This is a genomic window from Kineosporia babensis, assembly GCF_021129305.1.
GTDB classification, from domain to species: Bacteria; Actinomycetota; Actinomycetes; order Actinomycetales; family Kineosporiaceae; genus Kineosporia; species Kineosporia babensis.
In genome coordinates this window covers 59795-80884 of the sequence record NZ_JAJOMB010000032.1, presented here as the reverse complement: position 1 = coordinate 80884, position 21090 = coordinate 59795, and the positions used below count along the sequence as shown (strand labels likewise).

Annotated in this window: 19 protein-coding genes; 5 read left to right on the top strand and 14 right to left on the bottom strand. The window is 65.6% G+C overall.

The window, feature by feature from the left end; genetic code table 11:
- Positions 1-110: 110 nt before the first annotated feature.
- The 4 genes from LR394_RS37830 to LR394_RS37815 form a co-directional block, all read right to left on the bottom strand.
- Positions 111-353 carry a DUF397 domain-containing protein gene (locus LR394_RS37830; protein WP_231449525.1) on the bottom strand — a complete coding sequence of 81 codons (243 nt, stop codon included), beginning with the start codon at positions 351-353 and terminating at the stop codon, positions 111-113.
- 1093 nt (positions 354-1446) lie between these two features.
- Positions 1447-2028, bottom strand: a complete 582-nt coding sequence (locus LR394_RS37825) for a hypothetical protein (RefSeq protein ID WP_231449524.1) — start codon at positions 2026-2028, stop codon at positions 1447-1449.
- 270 nt (positions 2029-2298) lie between these two features.
- Positions 2299-2520 (bottom strand): DUF397 domain-containing protein, encoded by a 222-nt coding sequence (locus LR394_RS37820; protein WP_231449523.1) that lies wholly within the window; start codon positions 2518-2520, stop codon positions 2299-2301.
- A complete protein-coding gene (locus LR394_RS37815; RefSeq protein WP_231449522.1) occupies positions 2517-3383 on the bottom strand; it encodes a Scr1 family TA system antitoxin-like transcriptional regulator in 867 nt (288 codons plus the stop codon). Before LR394_RS37815 ends, LR394_RS37820 begins: the two co-directional genes overlap by 4 nt.
- A 542-nt stretch (positions 3384-3925) precedes the next feature.
- On the opposite strand from LR394_RS37815, the gene LR394_RS37810 reads away from it, so the two are divergent.
- From LR394_RS37810 to LR394_RS42480, 5 genes are all read left to right on the top strand, one after another.
- Positions 3926-4549 (top strand): nucleoside-diphosphate kinase, encoded by a 624-nt coding sequence (locus LR394_RS37810; RefSeq protein WP_231449521.1) that lies wholly within the window; start codon positions 3926-3928, stop codon positions 4547-4549.
- A gap of 58 nt (positions 4550-4607) precedes the next feature.
- Positions 4608-4943, top strand: coding sequence for a hypothetical protein (locus tag LR394_RS37805; RefSeq protein ID WP_231449520.1), 336 nt, complete (start codon positions 4608-4610; stop codon positions 4941-4943).
- 341 nt (positions 4944-5284) lie between these two features.
- On the top strand, positions 5285-6646 hold the full coding sequence (locus LR394_RS37800; protein WP_231449519.1) for a hypothetical protein: 1362 nt from the start codon (positions 5285-5287) through the stop codon (positions 6644-6646).
- A 91-nt stretch (positions 6647-6737) separates the two neighbouring features.
- The gene (locus LR394_RS37795; RefSeq protein ID WP_231449518.1) at positions 6738-7256 is read left to right on the top strand and encodes a VOC family protein; all 519 of its coding nucleotides are present in this window, start codon (positions 6738-6740) and stop codon (positions 7254-7256) included.
- Between the two features lie 161 nt (positions 7257-7417).
- Positions 7418-7543, top strand: a complete 126-nt coding sequence (locus LR394_RS42480; protein ID WP_269330439.1) for a hypothetical protein — start codon at positions 7418-7420, stop codon at positions 7541-7543.
- 74 nt (positions 7544-7617) lie between these two features.
- Here LR394_RS42480 and LR394_RS37790 read toward each other — a convergent pair whose 3' ends face one another.
- The 10 genes from LR394_RS37790 to LR394_RS37745 form a co-directional block, all read right to left on the bottom strand.
- The gene (locus LR394_RS37790) at positions 7618-9297 is read right to left on the bottom strand and encodes an ABC transporter ATP-binding protein (protein WP_231449517.1); all 1680 of its coding nucleotides are present in this window, start codon (positions 9295-9297) and stop codon (positions 7618-7620) included.
- A complete protein-coding gene (locus LR394_RS37785) occupies positions 9294-10958 on the bottom strand; it encodes an ABC transporter substrate-binding protein (protein ID WP_231449516.1) in 1665 nt (554 codons plus the stop codon). Before LR394_RS37785 ends, LR394_RS37790 begins: the two co-directional genes overlap by 4 nt.
- Positions 10959-10976: 18 nt before the next feature.
- Entirely contained in the window at positions 10977-11978 is a 1002-nt protein-coding gene (locus LR394_RS37780; protein ID WP_231449515.1) for an ABC transporter permease, read from the bottom strand.
- The gene (locus LR394_RS37775; RefSeq protein ID WP_231449514.1) at positions 11975-12868 is read right to left on the bottom strand and encodes an ABC transporter permease; all 894 of its coding nucleotides are present in this window, start codon (positions 12866-12868) and stop codon (positions 11975-11977) included. The genes LR394_RS37780 and LR394_RS37775 overlap by 4 nt, the downstream gene beginning before the upstream one ends.
- A 321-nt stretch (positions 12869-13189) precedes the next feature.
- Positions 13190-13573 (bottom strand): hypothetical protein, encoded by a 384-nt coding sequence (locus LR394_RS37770; RefSeq protein ID WP_231449513.1) that lies wholly within the window; start codon positions 13571-13573, stop codon positions 13190-13192.
- A gap of 204 nt (positions 13574-13777) precedes the next feature.
- Positions 13778-15148: an NtaA/DmoA family FMN-dependent monooxygenase gene (locus LR394_RS37765; protein ID WP_231449512.1), complete on the bottom strand. Its 1371-nt coding sequence runs from the start codon at positions 15146-15148 to the stop codon at positions 13778-13780.
- Between the two features lie 14 nt (positions 15149-15162).
- The gene (locus tag LR394_RS37760) at positions 15163-16218 is read right to left on the bottom strand and encodes an LLM class flavin-dependent oxidoreductase (protein ID WP_231449511.1); all 1056 of its coding nucleotides are present in this window, start codon (positions 16216-16218) and stop codon (positions 15163-15165) included.
- Between the two features lie 214 nt (positions 16219-16432).
- Complete coding sequence (locus LR394_RS37755; RefSeq protein WP_231449510.1) at positions 16433-17326, bottom strand: hypothetical protein; 894 nt, start codon at positions 17324-17326, stop codon at positions 16433-16435.
- Positions 17316-18083 (bottom strand): hypothetical protein, encoded by a 768-nt coding sequence (locus LR394_RS37750; protein ID WP_231449509.1) that lies wholly within the window; start codon positions 18081-18083, stop codon positions 17316-17318. The genes LR394_RS37755 and LR394_RS37750 overlap by 11 nt, the downstream gene beginning before the upstream one ends.
- Before the next feature lie 48 nt (positions 18084-18131).
- Positions 18132-20591, bottom strand: coding sequence for a LysM peptidoglycan-binding domain-containing protein (locus LR394_RS37745; RefSeq protein WP_231449508.1), 2460 nt, complete (start codon positions 20589-20591; stop codon positions 18132-18134).
- Between the last annotated feature and the right edge of the window lie 499 nt (positions 20592-21090).

The following is a 21090-nucleotide window of genomic DNA, read 5'->3' as shown; positions in this document are numbered from 1 at the left end:
GGGAACTGTAGGAGGAACCCGTCCTACCGAGGTCTCGCGCTTCTTCTCCGCATCCAGCCCGGCGTGTCCGCCAAGATCACACAGCGCTGCTACCCGTTACTCGGAATGGCTCAGTGGGGCACAGTTGAGCCGGGATCAGAGGACCGATCTTCAGGCAGAACCGACATCTGGTCGTACTCTCCTCGCTTCGCCCCCATCAGCCAGACACCAATAGCTTCTGGGTCGGCGGCCGGTAGGGGCCTGAACGGGTTCTTGGAATCGCGGACCTCGACTTTGCTGTCCCAGCGACGCATCTCGATACAGTTGCCGGTTGCTTGGGAGGTCCGCGACTTGATCCAGTCGGTGCTCTTCACTGCTACTCCCTGACGTCTCGTGAGGTACGAGTTCCTGATTCCGGAACCTGATGCGTCAGAAACAGATTCGTCGTCCTATCCGGCCTGGCCCGCTACAGCATGCCGATAATAGACCACCCCACGACAACGCAGCACGGTAGACCCAAGGATCCTGCGCGGGTTCCACTCGCACTTCGGCACCTGCTGACGGCACTCGGCCGTCGGCAACCGGAAAGGCGCTGTCGTCACCATGTATTAACCGCAGCCGTCTCCAACACCCCCACTGTGTCCTCACCTGTAGTCGTCATAACGCCGAGGTCTCCACCAGCACCATCAGATCCGGTCCACGAGACCTCGTAGGGCACTGAAACCTGAATGGTTGCTTTACCTGAGCGTTCAAACCGCAGGGCACAACCATCCTCTCCAGGCACGTCGGCGCCGTCGGCCGACGTCCACGCCCGTCCGGGCCCGGAGCAACTGACCGCGCGTGCTGCTCCCTGAGCCGAGACGTCCATCGACATCGGGGTAGCGGTGACCGTGGCCCAAACCGTCCCCGACCGTGCAGTTGCTGTCAGGTCGTTCCAGCCGTTTTCGAGCCAGACCCAGGTGTTTTCGTTAACCCACGCAGACCCAGCAGGCGAGCGCGTCAACTCAAGTTGGGGCAGCACCAATGAATTTTGCGCCCGTATAGCAAGCTCAATTGGGTCTACTCGATTTGCTGCATCTTCGTCCGACTCAGCCGCCCAGAAGCTCTGGGAGTTCGCGAAATGGCTCCATCCAAACAAGCATGTGTTCATGAGGATCACGCCGTCCTGCCTTCCCTCCCAGACGGGATCCGACTTCGGTGGCTGTGGATACGCAGGTGCGGTATGGCAACGGCCAGTGTAGGGCTTCGGTCTATTCTTCTGATTCGTAGGGCCACGTCCACTTTCACTGCGGGCTTCTACTGGTGGAGACCCTCCGAGAACAGCCTCTGACTGTGTTTTGACAACACATGTGCGCCGCGCGTCTCGGCAGTCCGCTTCCGCATTATTGGGCCCCTGATCAGCGGTCGCCGGCGCCGCCAATATAGCGACTATCAGAATCCCAAGAATGAGTCCTACACTTCTCGCCATCAAGGACTGCACGTCCCTTCTCGCTGTACCTCCAGCTCGCTGACACCCCATTTCCCTTTAACCGAGATCAGATTCACGGTCAGTCGATATGGCTCCATGGGATCGCCTGTATCCGTCAACTCGAGCGGCTTGTTTGTCTTCCGGTTATACGGAACATATTCCCCCTGAGGAACGAGACAGTCCTCCAGCGTCATCGATGGATAGGGATCGGCATCTAGTTCGACCTTCAGCACTTGGACATTGGATTCCGGAGGAGCACCTCGCATCTCCGAGTTATAGTCCGCCAGAAGTTTCATGTCGAGAATTGATCGAGAGCGTGCGGGGTCATAGGCGAACCGCGTGAAGTCTGCTTTCTTGGGCAGGTCGGCTTCATCATCCATTGGATTCCGCTCCGCCTCGATGAGGGCTTTGGTGAATCCTTCGTACGCCCCGAGCGCCGCCAGGATCTGCGGATCTGTAGACGGCGATGGCTCTTCCGTCACAGAGGTCACACTCGAAAGAGGTTCGTCCTTGGACACGCCCGAACCAGAGCAACCAGACGCCAGGGCCAGGATCGCTCCTCCCGCGAGCGCAACGCTCATCCGCCGAATCACTGCTTCTCCTCTTGCATCGTCAGTGCATTACGCCTAGGCAGTCACTTGACTACTGTCGGCCATCGCCTGATGTCAAGGCATTTTGCCCATACGTGACGAATTACGAGATCGATATTGCGCATCGCTCTGCGAGCGACGCGAGGAGGTGAACGCATGCCGGACGGTCCTACCCTCCCGGTTCCAGGGGCTGGCACCGCATCTCCAAAGAACAACAGGCCCCCGGCTGTCAGCCGGGAGCCTGGTCCTACGTGCGCTCGATCAGCTTGCGTCCTGTGCTAGCCGATCAAACTCGCCAAGACTCGCACCGTGCAGCATGGCAGCGATCTCGTGGGGAGCGAACGTGAGCACCGGTCCGCTCGGGTCCTTGCTGTCGCGGATCTGTACCATCCCGCCATGCCGGCGGAACTCCACGCAGGATCCCTGATCACCGCTGATACTGGCCTTGTGCCAGTCGAGGTCGGGCAACTCGCTGTTGGTCATGTCAGGAAATCCTCCAGAGGGACGGACTGCGCTTCCAGCTCGGCGAACCTGGACTCAAAGCTTGCAAGCTTCTTGTCATCACTGGTGTAGTGACTGACGATCCACCCGTCGCAGTACATCGTCGGCGGTTCTTCCGTGTCGAGCGGGAAATCGAGCAGATAGAACTCCCCCAGTGTCCCGCAGTGCGCACCCCCGCTGAGTGGAAGTACGCGTATGTCGGCCAATCTCTCAGCGGTCAGCCGCCTCAGGTACTGCACTTGCTCCTGCATGACGTCGTCTCCGCCGATGTGCCTCATGAGGACCTCTTCGGCCAAGACTGCCGTGATGGCGACGTCGCCGACGAGCTTCGCCTGTCTCTCCATGCGGATCGTCGCCATCGCCTTGGCATCGCTGAGCGTCAATGTTGGAGAGACAGCGAACATCGCGTGCATGTACGGCTCGATCTGGAGGGGTCCAGGGATGACGACCGGAGCCCACATCCGGTAGGTGTCACACACATCTTCCAGGTCGATCAACGTCCGAAATCCTGGTATGTCGGGAAGCCCTTTCCCATTTTCTTCCCAGGTAGTCGGACCGTCCCCCTCCCTTAGCCAGAGTTTGAAGTCCTCGAATTTTCTCTCATCAACCTTGTAAACATCGAGGGCTGCAAACTTGAGTTCCGGCAACGTCGGAATGCCATCACCATTCTCCCAGCGCTGAATCGTCGTGCGGGAGGGCAAGCCGCTGGCTCTGATCTCCTCCCACGTCAGTCCAGACTCCTTTCGAGCTTTCTGGAGGCCTCGGGACAAGGCTCGTCGATAACGCCCTACCTTCCGCCGATGCTGAGCCCTCGTTATCTCCCACCGTTCCCCCGAACTCTTCATGCGCACGATCCTACGTTCGATTCGCACTGCGTCCTGCCAAACAGGCCAGTTATCCACAGGCCAAGCTGAACTGCCCACAATCCTGGGCCCGCGACGGGCAGCCCATAACGCACAGGTGACAACCTGCCCATGCGTGCCCCATGGTGGATCCAATCCAGTCGACGGTCAGGCATCCGCAGACCCGACGAGCTACTCACGAACTAGAAATTTCAATCCCCTGATCACACCAGGAATCAAGCATGAAGCACACCTTCGAGGGGACGTCGACCGGCACCGATTCTCCGAATAGTTGGTCGGCACCGCAGACATCTCTTTTCCCGACTGGGCGCCTTCGTGCACTGGTAGACCAGCACATAGAAACCAGTCTGCGCGCTCGTGCCGCAGACTTTCCGCCGCCACACCACGAGAATCTTTCTTCTCGCTCAGGTGGCGAGACGGACGATTCCACAGGTTTTGGCCGACCTATCGGATGTCGCCGAGAGGGACTGCCAATCACCCGGCGTTCGTCCACTTGCGGCGTCCGCCAAACGAAACGAGGAGACATGCCGAAGACCCCCAACTTGCCGATCCCCACGTCGCCGTTCTCGAACGATCAGCGTTCGGACCACAACGCGGCGCTCCCCACCCCTCAGGACGGACTGGACTGGAGGCTGCTCAGCCTCGTCCTCGTGACGCCTGACTGCATCGAGCGCGGCCTGCAGGAACAAGCTCTGGACAAGTTGCGCGAGAACGTCTTTCTCTCCTGCATCACCAACATCATCGCCACGGAAGAACAGATCATGCGCCACTTCTCTAATCTCCTTTCCCACGAGGCATCCCTGTCCTGGCCCGGCGTCGACATCGCCTCCGAACTGAAGCGCCTGTACGTCGGACGCGAGGTCTGCATCGGCATCGCCTTCGCCTGCGGCGAGATGTTCGACGGCCCCGACGCCCCTGACACCGCCACCCTGGTGCAGCACCTCATCGGTCACGAGGACCCTGCCCAGGCCGACCCGAGCACCGTCCGCGGAAAACTCGGTCGCGACAGCATCGCCACTGCGCTCCACCAGCGCCGCCTCGTGGAAAGCGTCATCCACTCGTCCGCCAGCCCGGCTGCTGCTGCCCGCGAGTTCGGTATCTGGCTGGAGCCTCTCGGCATGAACGTCCAGACCTGGACAGCGCCCTGACCTGAGCGTGGCAGGTCAGCACACCGTCCGTTCCCGAGACCAGGAAGATCACCACCTCATGCGAGAGATTCGCCATCCCGACGGAGCGCCCTGGGAACGCACCACAGTGGTCGATGAAGCAGCCATCGATCACGAATGCCCCATCGGCCAAGTCCCCGCCTCCACCGAGTTCATCGAGATCCGAGTAGCCCAGCGAGTCGACTTCGACCTCCTGGCCGAACCCGTCCTCGTCCACCCGAGCAAGCCCAGGATCTGCCTGGGCCACGCCTACGAACTCAGCGACGAACAGGCCGGTGAACTGATCCGAATCCTGCAGGACGCCAGAGACCACATCACCGACCTACGGGCCCAGTGGCAACCAGTACGGCTCGTCACTGACGACGCCCAGCACTGATCAGGGCTTCGCGGCCGATCCACAGATCCACCGCCTGCTGACGGAACTCCTCTGCATACGACTTACGGGCCACGGGGAGATCCTCTCGCTTCCTCCAGCATCATGCTGGGTTCAGCGCGTCCAAGGTCCGGGGGTAGTCCCGAACGCTGGGAAACGGACGACGAGGGGCGTCCTTTCCCGATTCTGCATCTACGGCGCGCTCGAACCGCAACGTTTCCGGCTCCCTCATCAAGCCCGACATGGGCAGGTGGCATCGAAGGAATTACCTGAGGGCAGTTAGCCAGGCGTGCCAGAATCGCCAACGAGAGCGTCGTGAAGATCCTGAGGTGGGGGCCTGGGGTATGGACGAGTTTTTCGAAGAAGTGCTCGGATTCGTTGTGGACCGTGGGCTGGACCGGGTCTTCAGCCCTGGCCCGGAGGCCGGCGCTCTGGATCTGGCACCGGTCCTGGCCGCTCTGGAGGCCCTGAAGAGTCAGGGCGACGACATGTTCGCGGCGATCTCGAGGCCCTCGCAGACGGCTGGGGAAGAGATGGCTGACCGGGCCGTAACAGCCTATTCGGCAAGCTGGTTCGACGATTCTCTGCGAGATGCTCAGGAGAGCATCCAGCTGTATCCGTACAACTCGCGCCCTCGGTTCGTAGGTGGTCTCGCTGCTCTTGCGCTCGGACGGGGAGACGCCGGTCTGGAACTCCTGGTCTCCGCGGTCAAGTACTCCAGGAACGGGCAGCCTGAGATCGGAGCGGTCTCGGCACTCGTCGCTGCCCACGTGACGCAGGCTGTTGGCGGACGGAAGCTGGCCCAAAGCCTGCTTCAAGAGGCAGACGAGGTGACTGGCGGCCGCTGCCCAGCGGTCGTCGGAACGCTTTGGCGGCACGGAGTCGCGGCAACCGAGGAACGGCTCAAAGAGCTGTGGTGGCACGAGCACGCTCCGGCACCGCTGGAGTACAAGCTGGAGACGTTCGACCGGTTACTGGCCGCCACGACGTCCCTTGAGCCTGGGTACCTCACTGCCGGGGAGCCCTTCCGCGCGTACTTGCGCGACCTGGAACGGACGATCATCGCGGCCAAGTCCACGTTCGAAGAGCTCAACGTCCGGCTGGGCGAGTTCGGAAAACGCCGGAGAGTGGGGATCGACGTCTCCAGCGTCAAGAAGGCGCTCCTTCACACATCCTTGGGGCTCAAGATCGGTTTCTGGGACAGCAGCGTCTCGGACGTCCTGAGCAAGTGCCAGTCTCTTCCCGACGGTGCGACCTGGCCGGGGGCGCTGATCTGGGGAACGCTGACACCGACGTCACCGGGAGAGGCGACCCAGCTGTTCCACTATGTGGACGCCACGTGTCGCCGACTGCTCGGGGCCTTGGATGAAGTACGGACGATGGCCATCGGCGAGAAGCCGTCCACGCAGCTGCCCCTCATGATCAACGCCCAGCCGCACCTCGACTTATGGAGCACAGCCCTCACGGCCGTAGTCGAGGTCGCTGACCCAGGAGTTGCTCGACAGGCGGCCCGAGCGTGGCGGCTTCTGTTGGCGGAGCAGCCGGTCACTGCCGCAGCGCCGGTGCTCCACCTCGACGGCGTCAGTTCCGGATTGTTCGAACAGATCGCAAACTCGGTCAGTTCGGTATCGCCTCGGGCAAACCCCGAGTCGGCCAAGCCGTTCGTGATCGATCTGAGTTCCGGGAACTCCATTCAGCGGCCATGACGGAGTGCGCACGGCCAAGAGGAACGTTCCCTTCCGGATTCCCTCGTAGCGTGATCGGCAATGCCCGACCACGAGACGAAGGAGACCAAGCATGAACCACCAACCTCCCGGATACACCACCGTCGCTCCCTGGGTCGTCACCCCCGACTCCAGCACGTTCCTGGACTTTACGGCCCAGGCCTTCGGTGCCGAGGAGATCGCCCGGGTCAGCACCGAGAACGGCGGGATAGGTCACTTCGAAACACGCATCGGTGACAGCGTCGTCCTCGGTTTCGACCGGCTCCCCGAGTGGCCCGAGATGCCCAGCCTCCTCAGGGTTTTCGTCGCCGATCCGGACGCGACGTTCGAAAGGGCTGTGGCCGCCGGCGCACGGGTGATCACGCCACTAGCAGAGGACGCGTTCGGTCAGCGGGGCGGCCGGCTACGGGATCCGTTCGGGAACGTCTGGTGGGTGGCCACCGTGGTCGAGGAGATGACCGAGGACGAGATGTGGCGTCGGTTGGCGCTCCCGGAGCAAGCCGAGGTGATGCGCGTGGCCCAGGAGACCCTGGACACCGAGTTCACCGATCGTGCAGGGCGCAGCAGCACTCCCATCCGCCCACCCCGGTGAGTGGCTGCGATTGCCAGCCGCCCTAGCGTCGCCCGACTGGGTCGCTACGACCGCCTCGGAGTTCAGCGGTGGTTGCCCATGCTGATTCTGCCTGTCTCAGTGATCGGGTGCAGATCCGGTGCCCGCACAGGGCATTGCGCCTTCGGGTTACCGCACTCGCTTTGAATGTCTGTTCTGCTCCCCGGCGGCTCTCGATGCTGGCCCGCGACGCCGGGCTGCGCCTGGACCGGCTGTACCTCACCGTGCACGACGACATCCCACCCGGGGAAGCGCACTGGCCACGCTGAACCCTGCAGACTGTCGCTCAGGCTCCTACCCAGGGGGACGTTGACCGACAGTTCCAGAAACTGACGGCACCGGATCAGGGTGTCCGGGCCAGGCTCTGCCAGGCCTCGCGGCGCCTTCGCTGATGGATCGGGTCGGCGACTGGTGCCGCGGCGAGCAGACGCTGGGTATAGGCGTTCCGCGGTGCCCCCAGAACCTGCGCGGTGCTGCCCTGTTCGACGACCTTGCCGTGGTGCATGACGGCCACCCGGTCGGCCAGCTGCCCGATCACCGCGAGGTCATGACTGATGAACAGGCAGGCGAAGCCGAGCCGGCTCTGCAGGTCCTTCAGCAGGTGCAGGACAGCCATCTGGACCGAGACGTCGAGGGCGCTGGTCGGCTCGTCCGCGATCAGCAGGGCCGGGTCCAGGGCGAGGGCCCGGGCGATGGCCACCCGCTGACGTTGCCCACCCGAGAGTTCATGCGGATAGCGGTCAGCAAAATCTGCTGCCAGATGTACTGATTCGAGAAGCTCGACAATGCGTTTGCGTAGGGCCGGACCGCGTAGGGCGGTGTGCAGGGTCAGAGGTTCGGCGATGCCGGAGCCGACACTGTGACGGGGGTTGAGCGAGGACGCCGGATCCTGGAAGACGATGCCCATCCGGGAACGGAGTCCTCGCAGGAGCCGGGTGCCACGGATTGTGGTCCGTGAGGCGCGGGCCACGTCCACGCCGTCCACCTCGAGCTCGCCCGAGGTCACCGGGATCAGGCCCGCCAGCGCTCGTCCCACCGTGGTCTTGCCCGAGCCGGACTCCCCCACCAGGCCGAGCACCTCGCCGGCGCCGATCTGCAGGTCCACACCCTGAACCGCCCGGACTCCGTCGCGCCGTCCACGCCCGCCGTACTCGACCACGACGTTCCGGAAACTCACCAGCGCCTCGCGCGCACCTTCGTCATCCATCGGCGCCTTTGCGGTCTCGCCGAGCTCCAGCTCGGGCAGCCGCGGCACTGCCTGCAGCAAATTCTTCGTGTAGGGATGCGCGGGCTGCGCGAACAACGGCAGCACCGGCGCCTTCTCCACCACCTCGCCGTCTTTCATCACCACCACGTCATGGGCCAGATCGGCCACCACCCCCATGTCGTGGGTGATCAGCAGGATGGCCGTACCGAGCCGCTCGCCCAGTTCCCGCAGCAACTGCAGGATGCCCGCCTGAACGGTGACGTCGAGCGCGGTGGTCGGTTCGTCGGCAATCAGCAGGACCGGATCGCAGCTGATCGCCATGGCGATCATCGCCCTCTGCAACTGCCCGCCGGACAGTTCGTGCGGGTAGGAGCCGGCGATCCGGGCCGGCTCGCTGAGACCGGCGGTGGCCATCAGGTGCTCGGTCCGCTCCCAGGCCTCGCGCCGGGTGAGCGTCCGGTGCGTGCGGATCGCCTCAGCGATCTGCGCGCCCACCGTGAGCACCGGGTTCAGGGCGCTCATCGGCTCCTGGAAGACCGTGCCGATCTCACCGCCGCGCACCTGGCGGAGCCGGGCCGGGTTCGCCCCGATCAGCTCCTCACCGTTGAGCCGGACGCTGCCACCGACCCGGGCGTTGCCGGGCAACAGCCCGAGAACAGCCGTCGCAGAGACACTCTTACCTGATCCGGACTCCCCGACCAGTGCGGTCACCTGTCCGTGGGCCACCTCGAACGTGGCGCCGCGGACAGCGGAAACGGTCTCGAAATCGACGGTCAGGGTATCCACCGACAACACCGGGGTCGATGATGTGCTCACTGGCCCAGCGACACCTTCAGGTAGTTCGGGTAGGCCGGGAACGGTGTCACGAAGAAGTTCTGCACGTTCGAGCCGTGCAGGAACGAGTTCTTCTTGAACAGCAGCGGCACCACCGGGGAGTCCTCCAGGATCCGCCGGTCGGCCTGCGCCCACAGCTTCTGCGCCTCGGCCGGATCGGTGGAGGCACTGGCCTGGTCGATCAACTCGTCCACCTCGGGCTCGGAGTAGCGGGCCAGGTTGTACTTTCCACCGCCGATCTCGCTGGAGGCGAACAGCGGCTGGATGTTCCCGTTGGCGCTGGGGAAGTCCGGCTGCCAGCTGGAGATCGCCAGGTCGTACTCACCCTTGTCGCCGGTAGCCTCGGCCACCCAGGCCTCGTACTCCAGCGACTTGATCGTCACCTTGATCCCGGCCCGCTGCAGACCCTGCTGGATCGCCTGCGCCTTGGACACCTCGACCGGGTCGCTCTCCACCAGGAGGGTGAGGTCCAGGGCCGGGTTGCCTGCCTCCGTCAGCAGCGCCTTGGCCTTCTCCACGTCGCCACTTTCGCCGGCGGGGTACAGGTCGTACTCCTCGCGTCCGGCGATTCCCGGAGTGATCAGGGTGGTGGCCGGTTCACCACCGATGGTGCCGCCGACCGCGATCTGCACGGCCTTCTTGTCCACCGCGTACTGGATCGCCTGCCGCACCTTGACATCGGCCAGCGACTTGCTCTGGGTGTTCAGGGCCAGATAGGCCAGAGCCCCTGCCTCCGAGGTCACCAGCCGCGACTTGGCGCCGGCGTCGCTCTGGATCTGGGACAGCTGGGCCGGCGGCACGAACGAGGCCTGGAAGGCGTTCTGGTCATCGCCCGAGTCCGCGATCAGCCGCTGCGCGGCCACGGTGTCGTCCTGGCCGAGCTGCATGGTGATCGTGTCCGGGCCGGCGGTGCGCACGGTGTCGCTGGCCTGGTCCCACTCCGGGTTGCGGCCGGCCACCAGCGAGGAGCCCTCCTTGTAGGACTCCACCTGGTACGGGCCCGAGGAGACCGGGTTCTGGCCGTACTCCTGCGGTTTCGCGTCGGCAGCCTTCGGGATCGGCGAGAAGGCCGGCATAGAGACGATCCACGGCCAGTCACCGTAGGACTTGTTCAGATGGAAGACGATGGTGGTGTCGTCGGGCGTCTCGATCGAGTCGAGTTCCCCGTCGGTGTAGGGGCCCTGGTACTGGTCGCCGCCCTCCAGCAGACCCTTGTGGTAGCCCAGACCGCCGGACAGCTCCGGCGCGAACGAGCGCTCCAGGCCGTACTTCACGTCCTTGGCGGTGATCGGCGTGCCGTCCGAGAACTTCAGCCCGCTCTTGAGCGTGTACGTCCAGGTCTTGCCGTCGGCGCTGGGCGTTCCGGTGTCGGTGGCCAGGTCGGGCACCGCCTCGGCGGGCTGGCCCGGCTCGATCTGCCAGCTGGTCAGCCGCCGGTTGAACAGACTCAGCGTGGTGATCGCCAGGTTCTGGCTCTTGGCCGGGTCGAGGGTGACGGTCTGCGAGCTGGTCAGGATGGTCAGGTCACCGCCCTTGCTGGTACCGGAGGCCGGGCTCTTCGCCTCGTCCGAGCCGGAGTTGGCGTTGCAGGCGCTCAGAGCCAGTCCCACGGCTACGACGCTCACGATGATGCTGCGTTTCATCGACGATCCCATCCTGGTTCAGCGTTGCGTCTGCGCAACGCGTGGATCGAGCAGGCCGTAGACGACATCGACGGCGAAATTGGCCAGCACGACAAGAAAAGCGGCGAACAGCACGACACCGAGCAGCAGCGGCAGATCGCCCTGGCCCACGGCACTCAGCAGCAGCGAGCCCAGGCCCGGCATGCTGAAGACCCGCTCGGTGATGATCGCCCCGCCCAGTAACTGGCCCACGTCCGAGCCGAAAACGGTGACCACCGGGATCAGCACGTTGCGCAGGGCGTGCCGGCCGATCACCTTCGGCTCGCTGAGGCCCTTGGCCCGGGCGGTACGCACGTAGTCCTCCTCCAGCGCCTCGATCATCTGCCCGCGGGTGAGGCGGGCGTAGACGGCCGAGGTGAACAGGGCCAGCACGCACCACGGCAGGACCAGGTGCCAGAGCCAGTCCAGCGGGCTCTCGGAGAACGGCACGTATCCACTGACCGGCACCATGTCGAGGGTGAACCCGAACAGCAGAATCCCCAGCAGGCCGAGCAGGTAGACCGGCGCCGAGACACCGGCAACCGCGAACGCCATCGCGGACCGGTCCACCAGCGTGCCCTGCCGGACCGCGGCCAGCACCCCCAGAGCCACACCCAGCACCAGCCACAGCACTGCGGCACCGACCGCGATCGAGAAGGTGACCGGGATCCGCGCCCAGATCAGCTGCGTCACCGGCTGGTTCAGCTGGAACGAGTACCCGAAACAGGGGGCCGAGCAGTGCACCGCGGCGGGCCCGCTGCCGAAGCTGCGGCCCTGGAAGATCCCGGCCACGAACTCCAGGTACTGTCGCCACCAGGGCTGGTCGAAGCCCATGAACTCACTGGCGATCGCCAGGTTCTCCGGCGTGCAGGGCCGACCGCAGGACATCTGGGCCGGATCCGAGGGCAGCAGCAGGAACAGTGCGTACGTCACCAGGCTGATCACCACCAGGACGACGACCATGCCCGCCAGCCGCCCGGCCAGGAAGCGCGCTGTTCTCATCGGACGGCCGCTCCCTTTCGTGGATCGAGCACGTCGCGCAGGCCGTCCCCGACCAGGTTGAACGCCAGGGTGATCAGGAACAGCGCGGCCCCGGGGAAGATCAGGAACATCGGATCGGTCTGCACCCAGCCGATTCCCTCGCCGATCGAGCGACCCCAGGAGGGGGTCGGGGCCGGTACCCCGACGCCGAGGAACGAAAGCGCCGCCTCGGTGGTGATCAGACCGGGAATGAGGATGGTGGTGTACACGATGATGGTCACGCTCAGGTGCGGCAGGATCTGCCGGGTCAGCACCTGGACCGAACCGGCCCCCATCGCGGTCGAAGCCATGACGAAAGTACGGCTTTTCAGGCTGAGAGTCTGTCCGCGCACCACCCGGGCGATCGTCGGCCAGCCGAAGGCCCCGATCACGATGATCACCAGCCAGGTGCGCGGGAATCGGGCCGAGACGATCGCACCGAGCGCGATCATCAGCACCAGGAACGGGAAGCCGTAGAGCACGTCGATGACCCGGCTGAGCAGGCGGTCGTACCAGCCGCCGAAGAACCCGGCGGTGATCCCGACCACGACCCCGATGACCACAGCGATGGTCGTCGCGGCCAGACCCACCAGCAACGAGGTGCGGGCTCCGTGCACGACGATCGCGAAAAGATCGCGGCCGGTCAGGGGTTCGACGCCGAACCAGTGCTCGGTGCTGATCCCACCGCCGAAACCCAGTGGCCGGCCCGTGTCGTCGAGGGCGTCCAGGTGGTACGTGTACGGATCCTGGCCCGAGAGCGCCGTGAGAACCGGTGCCAGAAGGGCGATCAGCAGGAAGGCAATGACGGTGCCGGCGCCCGCGAGGGCCCAGCGATCAGCCAGGAACTGCCGGAGGTACTGCTGGCCGCCCATCAAGATCCAATCTGGGCAAACAACCTTTATTGCCCTCAGCGGGCGCTATGAGATCACAACCTCACTAATTCGGTCAACAAAGTAGGACGAGCTGCTGGTCAGCCGGAGTGGGACACGACCTCGATCCGGGTTCACACCGAGAACCGTCACTTTCAGCCGGATCAGGCTGGAGTGGGTCGAGTCCTCCGGGACGCTGTTCATCCCAGGCACGCGCCCGGGATGCCTCGCCGGTGTCGAACAGCCAGCCGGCGATCTGCGCTGCGCAGGCTGGACGCACGCACCCGGATTCGAACCAGGGCACGTCGTCACCGGCCCGCGGATCTACGCCGCGGTCAGAAGCCGGGGAAGGCCGTTCGCAGATCGTCGAGCGTGATGTTGCCCCTTCACCTCGATGTCTGCCGCGGTGTGCGCTGGGGTCAGCCGCCCGTAGAGAAGCCGTACCGCGACCTCGAGCGGCCCGGTGAAGGTCGCGGTCGAGGCAGCGGCCTGGGTGGTGAACTGGGCCTTGTCGTCCAGGACGATGCGGTAGGTCGTCCGCGCGACCTCCATGACGGCAGCTTCACCGACTCCGTCAGGTTTGCCGATGAAACAGATCAGGAAGCCGAGGTCGGTGCTCAGATGCTCGGCCACCAGAGCGGCGGACTCCTCGGACAGCAGAGCTGCCGGGTCGATACCGACGCGGACGTCCCAGCCGTGCTGGGCCACTTCGCTGAGCCGGTGGCCTGGTCCTGCGGACTGAGCGCGTTCCAGCGGTCCCAGACGCTCTGGTTGAAGTCCGGGCCGGTGAGTTGCTCGGGCGCAAGGGAGACGACGAGGCCCGCGAGGGAGTCATGCTCCCTGCGCAGGGCCGTGATCGTTGAGGCGGCAGTCGAGGTCGTCCTCGCGAGCGTACGACCAGGTGGGGCAGCTCTAGATCGGCGGCAGGTCCAGATGCTCGCGCAGCGTCGACCCCTGATAGGCGGTTCGGTAGGCGCCGCGTTCCTGCAGTTCCGGCACGAGCTTGTCCACGACATCGGTCAGCGAACTGGGCAACAGGTATGGCGTGAGGTTGAAGCCGTCCACCGCCCGGGCCCGGACGTAATGCACCCACAGGTCGGCGATCTGGGCCGGGGTGCCGACGAAGGAGCGCTCGCGCGGGGAGACCTCGCGGTAGAGACCGAGGATGGAGAGGTTCTTCTCGGCCGCCAGCGTGCGCCAGGCGGCGATCCGGTCGAGCTTGCCGGTGCGGTCGGCGATCGAGATGGTGCCGCGGGAGGGATCCAGTTCGGCGTCCGTCGGCTCGATGTCGGGGAGCGGGCCGTGCGGGTCGTAGGCGGAGAGGTCCGAACCCCAGTACTGCTCCAGGAAAGCGATGGCACGCGGCGCGGAGAGCTGTTCGTTGCGGATCCACTCGGCCTTCTCCTGTGCCTCGGCCTCGGTGTCGCCCAGGACCACGGCCGCGCCGGGCAGGATCCGCAGCGAGTCCGCACCACGGCCGTGCCGGGCCAGGCGGGCGCGCAGGTCGGCGGCGTAGGCGACGGCCTTCTCGAAGGTGGTGTTGGCGCTGAACACCACATCGGCGTGGGTTGCGGCCAGTTCCCGCCCGCCGTCGGAGTCGCCGGCCTGGAACAGCACCGGGCGGCCCTGGCGACTGGCCGGAAGCGTGGCGGTGGCGCGCAGGTTCACCAGGTCACTACGCCGCACGACTTCCGGGAAGGCACCTGCTGCAGCCCAGCTCTTGGCCTCGGCGCTCTCGGCGATCGCATCCGCGGACCAGGAGCCCCACAGCGCCTTGGCAGCCTCGACGAACTGTGTCGCCCGCTCGTAACGCCGCTCGTGCTCCAGCCAGCCGCCGTGCCGGAAGTTCGCTCCGGTCCAGGCATTGTCGGTGGTCACGATGTTCCAGCCGGCCCGGCCGTCGGAGAGTAGGTCCAGGCTGGCCAGCCGCCGGGCCAGATCGGCCGGGTAGTTGTAGGTGGTGTTCTGGGTGGCGACCAGGCCGATCCGATCGGTGGCCGCCGCCAGCGCGGAGAGCTGGGTGATCGCGTCCGGACGGCCGGCCACGTCGAGTTCCAGCACCTGACCGCGGTTCTCGCGGACCCGCAGACCCTCACCCAGGAAGAAGGCGTCGAACAGCCCTCGTTCCAGCAGCCGGGCGATCTCCAGGTAGGTCTCGATCGACTGGTGGTCGCCGAGGCCCGGATCCGACCAGATGAACTGCGAGCCCACGCCGGTGTAGAAGACGCCCAGATGGACGTGAGCGTGGGGGTCGTGCGGGGCACCAGTGTCGATCGAGCTCATGATTCGTCCTCGCTTCAGGCGGTCGTGCTGGCGAAACGGCTGGCCGGACGGGGAAGACCAAGACGCTCCCGGAGAGTCCGCCCGGGAAGGACACGACCTCGCGCGGGGACCACCTGCTCGGCCAGCAGCGGCAGATCGAGGGCCTGAACCGCGGGCAGGAACCGGACGCCGTCGACCCCTCGCAGCTCAGAGAGCAGGTCGAGCAGACCGGTGACACTGCCGACGTGGCGTAGCCGGCCCGTCGAGGGCCAAGGCGTGAAGTCGTCCAGTTCGGCGAGGCGTTCGGCCGCGGGCCGACCCGGGAGGTCCAGAATCACCTCCACGTCGGCGAAGGTCAGAATTGAGGACGTTTGCTGGGCCCGGGCGGCGACAGCTTCCGGGTCCGCGGCGGCCACCAGGACGATGTCGGCGTGTTCGTCCACCCGGAGGTGGTCGCGGGCGATCACGACAATCTGGCCCTGCGGCGGTCGCGGCGTGATCAGCGGGCCCTTGACGCTGAAGGTCGCTCCGCTGAAGTCGATGTGGTGCACCCGACCGGAGTCCAGGTAGCGGCCGCTGGCCACGTCCTTGATCACCGCGTCGTCCTGCCAGGAGTCCCACAGCAGCCGGGCAGTACGGATGACGTCGGCCACCTCCTGCCGCTGCGCCGCACCGCCCAGCGGCTCGGCCCCGACGGTGGCCAGCACGTCGAGGTCGGACAAGCCGTCGACGATCCAGGCCGCCCGGCCGTGCGAGGCATGATCCAGACTGGCCAGCTGGGTGGCCAGGTGAAACGGCTCGGTGGTGGTGGCGTTCAGCACCGGAGCCAGGCCAAGGTCTCCGGCCAGAGTGGCGGCGAAAGCCGCCCGGGTGCCCGCCTCCAGCCTTCCGGCCTGGTCCGGGCCGGTGCCGCCGGCCGGCAACGGGCTGTCCTCGAAGCTGGCCAGCACGAAGCCCGAGGCCGCACCCACCGCTGCGCGCAGCGCCGCGCCGGTCAGGACCGATCCGGGCGGGCGGCCGGAGAAGCGCCAGGCCGCGGGGTGCGCGCCGTCGCCGTCCAGGTCGACGGCCAGGAGAAGACTCTCGGTCATGCCACTCCCTGGTGCAGGTAAACCGGCGTCACAGAACAGTTTGCGACGGTAACCCGAACTCTACTGATTTACTAGACTTGGATGCGGGAATAGAACGGCGACCACCCGGCCACCGATTCGTACCTGACCATGCGCATCTCCTCACGCCGCAGAGGTGAGGGCGGCCACCGACTCTCGTGCTGAGTCGTACGGCTTCCCCTGTTCGAAACATGGCCTAACCGCTACTCGCATCGGGGTACCGGTGCGGCTTGCAGGTGGGGCAGGGCTTGGGCATGCCCGTCTCCGGGTCGTCCGGCAGCCATCCGGCCTTGCAGGACTCGCAGCCGAGGACAACTCGCAGGTCCGGCAGTGCCGCACGCTCGGCGGCCTGTTCCAGCCAGCCCAGCAGGGCCGCCGACGGGTCCTGGAGGTGCCTGTCGGCGTTCTTGAGCAGGAAGTTGCGCAGTTCCGCCTCGAGGTCGGCTCCGCCGGCCGCCATCTGCCACAGTGAAATCAGTTCGCTGATCGTTGAATTTTGCGGCGTATCACCAAAGAGACGACGACAGACAAACTTAGCCAATCGGGGGTCTAGGTATTGGTTTTGGTATTGGTCTAGGGGTTCAACGATCGGCGAAGCAAGTGCTTCGTTTTTGCTTCGGTTTTCGTTCCGGCGACTGGCCCCTGATGCTTCGCCGCCGGCTCGGCCGGCGGCGGCCCTCTGTTCGCGCCTTTGGAGTACCTGGGCCCGGCTGCGGCGCTGCCATTCGAACCAATCATGGAAGACAATTTCTCCTGGTGCGGGGATCCCGGGGCAGCGTTGCGCCGGATGTTCGCACTCTGAATCGGAGTCGTGCCAGAGACCGACCTCGACCAGGGCGCTGATGAGTTTCGTGTTCCCTCCTCTGGCTGCCACGATTTTGGTGGGAATCCGGCCGTCCGTGAGCTGATTTGCGCACCAGACACCGGCGGTGGTCCACAGTCCGGTCGCTCTGAGTTCCAGGCGACTCGGGATCATCATCCGCTTGCGATGTTCGCGGAAACCGTCGTCGACGAGGAACCACACCATGGTGCATCTCTCCTTGGGTCGGGCCTTCAAAGGTGTTTTAGAGAAGTCGTATTCAGATTCCATCGGACGCGACCTCCGCGTCTTCCGGTGTTGGCTGGCTCCGGCTGTTCGGCACCGTGACGCCTTTGATCTCGCGGCGCATGGTCGATTCGCTGATGCCGAGCACAGCCGTGCCTTCGGTCAGGATGCGCCGGCGATCGTGTCCTTCCGCGATCCAGCGCATCACCGAACTGGTCCGATCCTCGTTCTCCTGCACCGACAACGTCTCGCCAGAGCCAACTTCCGGGAGCGACGGTTTTCCGGGCCCGGGATGCTGGCGGGAGCGTTGTTCGCCTTCGCTGGTGGTGCTCCCCTTCAGCGTTCGAGCGCTCAGGCGTGCCCGTCTGCCGGCGCGGCGCCACTCCCGGGTTTCGGCAATGGCAGCGACCGACAGGAAGGAGACGGGTGGGGCGACGGCGAATGCCTCCGCCCACGGCAACTGGGCGGCCCACGACTTCTCGTCCGCTGCCGCGAGGTTGGCCAGCACGATGAAGGCCACGGCGAGCAACAGGACCACGATGGGCACGCAGCGGTTCCATCCGTGGCGTCGCCGCATCTCCCATGCCGAGTAGGCGGCCAGCACTTCCAAGCTCCCGGCGACCGTCCACACCATCCATCCGCTGACGCCGACTTCTGGGTAGGCGCCCACGTGCAACACGTGAGTGGCGGACCCGGCCAGCGCGATGGCTCCCAGAACCGTGCACACGATGGCCGCGAATGCCCGGTCCACATCAGCTTTGAACCACTGGATGATCCCCGGCCAGGACCCGTTCTTCAGCACGTTCCATCCCTCTCCTCCGGTACGTCGATCTGCCTCGGGACAAGCCCTTCACAGGCCCAGCGTCGTGTTCGTCCGGACCACTTGCTCCTGCAGGACGCGGTCAGCCAGGTCAAGCCGTGCCGCCTCTCGCACCAGGGCACGGGCCTCGTCCGCGTTCCGGTCACGGACCAGCTCGGCCAGCAGCATGCGAGCCCGGGCTCCGGCCCGGTTCAGACGCCGCTGATGAGAGTGCAGCCAGATGAAATCCAGGTTCGCCCGATCAGCCAGCTGGCCGGAGTGCAGCTCAATGGCCCTGCGCAGCAAGCGTTCACGATCTGCTGACTTTTCCGGGCTGTTCAGCGCTTCCTTCAAGGCTGCCTCGAACTCCTGAACGTCGGTCACCACGAAGTCCGCGAGCTCGTAGCTGCCGTTGATGTTCGTGACCGCGTTGATCCGGAGATTCTCGGCGTCGCCCAGGGCGGTTCGGACCGTGCGCCGCAGACTGGCGACTTCGGTGGACAGACGGCCGCTTGCCTTGCTCAGGCTGAGGTCGGCCCACATCACCTCGCGCAGCACGCTGAGCTCGGTCCCGCCCGGATGCAGGGCCAGGTACAGCAGGAGCTGCAGGGCGTGCTTGCGCAGACCATGAACCCGGTCACCATTCATAGTGAGGACGGCCGGGTCGCCGAACAACCGCACCTGAACTTCCGTTCTCTGCGGGGTTTCCAGTTCTCGGACAGTCGGCCTCGGGGGTTCTTCACCGGAAGGGGCGGGCCCTGGTTCGCGATCTGCACCAGCGATCTCTGCTGAGGTTCGCAGACGTAACGGCCTCAGTCGGTAGGCCGGCGACGTCGCCTGTGCCGGCCCCTGGTCGTCTTGTTGGTCGCTGTCGGGCGTTGCTGGAGCTGTTGTCTCCTGCTGGCGCTGGCGCAGTTTGAGCGCCGACTGGTGGACGAAGGCGCGGGCTTCATCGATGGCAGCATCCGAGTGACCCGTGTCCTCGAAACCATCGCTCGGATCGAAGTCTCCTTCCGTGACTTCGCCGGCGAGCCAATCGTCCTCTGGTTCGATCTGAAGTGGTTCCTCCACCAACGGCATGGGCTCGCTGCCTGTCGACTGGTCTTCTGATCGTGATCGCCGTCGCCGATGCCGGCCCAGAATCGCCGCCACCAGGGCAGCGGTTGCCGCTGCGGCCGCGGGGAGCAGCCACGTCCGTTCATCGTTCTGGTGCTCTGCCGGAAGGGATACGTCGTGCGGCCGATCGTTGCCCGAACGCTGCTGGGGTGCCTGATCATTACGGCGGCGCGGTGGCGGCTGGTTCTCGGCCGGGTCGTCGGCCTCGGTGGGCTTCGGGGATTCGGCGCTGCCGCCTGCGTGCTGCCGTTGGCCTCGGTCGAGGGCCTCGGCGGGCAGGACGATGGTTTCACCGGCCTCGATGTGATCGGGATCGGGGATCTGGTCGCGATTGACCTGCTGGATGCGCTGGTAGTCCGTGAACTCGCCGAGAAAGCGGACCGCCACGTCACCCAGGCGGTCTCCTTCGGCGATGGAGTAGCGCAGCGACTGCCGGGCCGTCGCCGGGGATGGTGACGCGGCCGGCACGTCGGCTGCGGGGATCAGGACTGTCCAACCAGGGACGAGGATGCTGGGCGAGCGCATCACGGTTCCGTCCCGCTGTTCTCGCCCCTCGTTGAGGTCCCAGATCTCTCTCCACCGGGCCCCGTCCCCCAGGTGCTCCTCCGCCAGCCCCCACAGCGTCGTGCTGCTCCCCCACGGCTGAACACGGACGGTTTGGTGCTGCTCTTGATCGATGGCTCGAGGTCGCGGCGCAGATGCCGGGCTGAGGTCGGGGGTCGGGCCGGTAGGGCTCGCGGCGACCGGTACGGCATGCGCAGAAGCCATGGCCGAGGCCGGTGCGCTCAGCGGTGCAAGGACCAGGCCGACGATCACGCCGCGTAAGCGCCAGCTCTTCGGGGAACCGCCGCGCCCCGTGCCCGAGGCCATGCCGGGGGCGGCCAGTTCACGCCGCACATCGACACCAGCCCGCAGGATCTCAAGGGCCAGGACACTCCAGCCCAGCCATGAGCCGATGACCACGAGCGACTCGAGACTGCGCAACGGGTCTTCTAGAGAGGCCGGCTCGAACATGTTCTGGACCGTGGTCCACGGAGGTCCGGCCAGGATGATGAGGAGCAAGGGCGGCCCCACCAGTAGGACCGCCAGCAGGGCCCCAGCGAGCGCCGCGACGATCAACAACCGGCAGCGCGTGGGAAAGGTGCTCGACGACCAGCGCCTGGTGTAGCGCCGGATAGGTGGTCCCGTCACAAGGCCTCCCGTGCCCTCGACTCGGCAACGGGATACATGAGACAACATCGACGTTCTATTCGACGTTCTATTGTGCCTCTGACCTGCACCGATGCGAGAGCATGGGAAGACGCCTTGGACCTGCCACAGACCGGGTCCGACTCGCAGATTCCCCTCATGCCAGAGACCGAAAGGGACCTTGCAACCACGCGGCCAACTGATCACCGCCGCTCGGCTGGCTGAGCGATGACAGCTCGAACATCGTTTCCTGATGCGATCGAGTCACCGATCTTGACGGCGCTCCGAAGGAAGGAGCTGGATCGCCGACTGGCCGCTAGCCGTCTGGCTTCGGTCGGGTGGGAAGCCCTCATGGCCATCCACTGGTGACGCTCGGGGTGCACCGACTCGCCGAAGGTCCAGGTGATCGCCAGCGCCGCTCGTGAGGAGTCCCGGGAAGTGGGCTCGCCGGATGGGCGGCGGCCACGTGATCGACCGCGACGACCTGCCCACTGCTCTACGCTCTGTGACCTTCTCCTGGCCCGGGCAACATCCTGGTCGACGGCGATCGTCTGGGCGGAGTCCTCGACGGTGCTCGACCTGATCGCCGGCTGACACCTGCTCGACGATGGGCCACTGGAAGCTTTCTGAACGGCGGTCGGGACCGACGACCCTGTCCTGGGAGCGGGGCCAGGCCTGGCCTGGTTCTACCGCGCCATCAACCCGC

What these genes read in the sequence shown, in the direction of transcription:
- LR394_RS37780 (WP_231449515.1), bottom strand. Translation starts at nt 11,978, where the DNA reads ATGAGAACAGCGCGCTTCCTGGCCGGGCGGCTGGCGGGCATGGTCGTC.
- LR394_RS37820 (WP_231449523.1), bottom strand. Translation starts at nt 2,520, where the DNA reads ATGACCAACAGCGAGTTGCCCGACCTCGACTGGCACAAGGCCAGTATC.
- LR394_RS37755 (WP_231449510.1), bottom strand. Translation starts at nt 17,326, where the DNA reads ATGGAATCTGAATACGACTTCTCTAAAACACCTTTGAAGGCCCGACCC.
- LR394_RS37825 (WP_231449524.1), bottom strand. Translation starts at nt 2,028, where the DNA reads ATGAGCGTTGCGCTCGCGGGAGGAGCGATCCTGGCCCTGGCGTCTGGT.
- LR394_RS37760 (WP_231449511.1), bottom strand. Translation starts at nt 16,218, where the DNA reads ATGACCGAGAGTCTTCTCCTGGCCGTCGACCTGGACGGCGACGGCGCG.
- LR394_RS37805 (WP_231449520.1), top strand. Translation starts at nt 4,608, where the DNA reads ATGCGAGAGATTCGCCATCCCGACGGAGCGCCCTGGGAACGCACCACA.
- LR394_RS37775 (WP_231449514.1), bottom strand. Translation starts at nt 12,868, where the DNA reads ATGGGCGGCCAGCAGTACCTCCGGCAGTTCCTGGCTGATCGCTGGGCC.
- LR394_RS37815 (WP_231449522.1), bottom strand. Translation starts at nt 3,383, where the DNA reads ATGAAGAGTTCGGGGGAACGGTGGGAGATAACGAGGGCTCAGCATCGG.
- LR394_RS37800 (WP_231449519.1), top strand. Translation starts at nt 5,285, where the DNA reads ATGGACGAGTTTTTCGAAGAAGTGCTCGGATTCGTTGTGGACCGTGGG.
- LR394_RS37785 (WP_231449516.1), bottom strand. Translation starts at nt 10,958, where the DNA reads ATGAAACGCAGCATCATCGTGAGCGTCGTAGCCGTGGGACTGGCTCTG.
- LR394_RS37810 (WP_231449521.1), top strand. Translation starts at nt 3,926, where the DNA reads ATGCCGAAGACCCCCAACTTGCCGATCCCCACGTCGCCGTTCTCGAAC.
- LR394_RS37795 (WP_231449518.1), top strand. Translation starts at nt 6,738, where the DNA reads ATGAACCACCAACCTCCCGGATACACCACCGTCGCTCCCTGGGTCGTC.
- LR394_RS37765 (WP_231449512.1), bottom strand. Translation starts at nt 15,148, where the DNA reads ATGAGCTCGATCGACACTGGTGCCCCGCACGACCCCCACGCTCACGTC.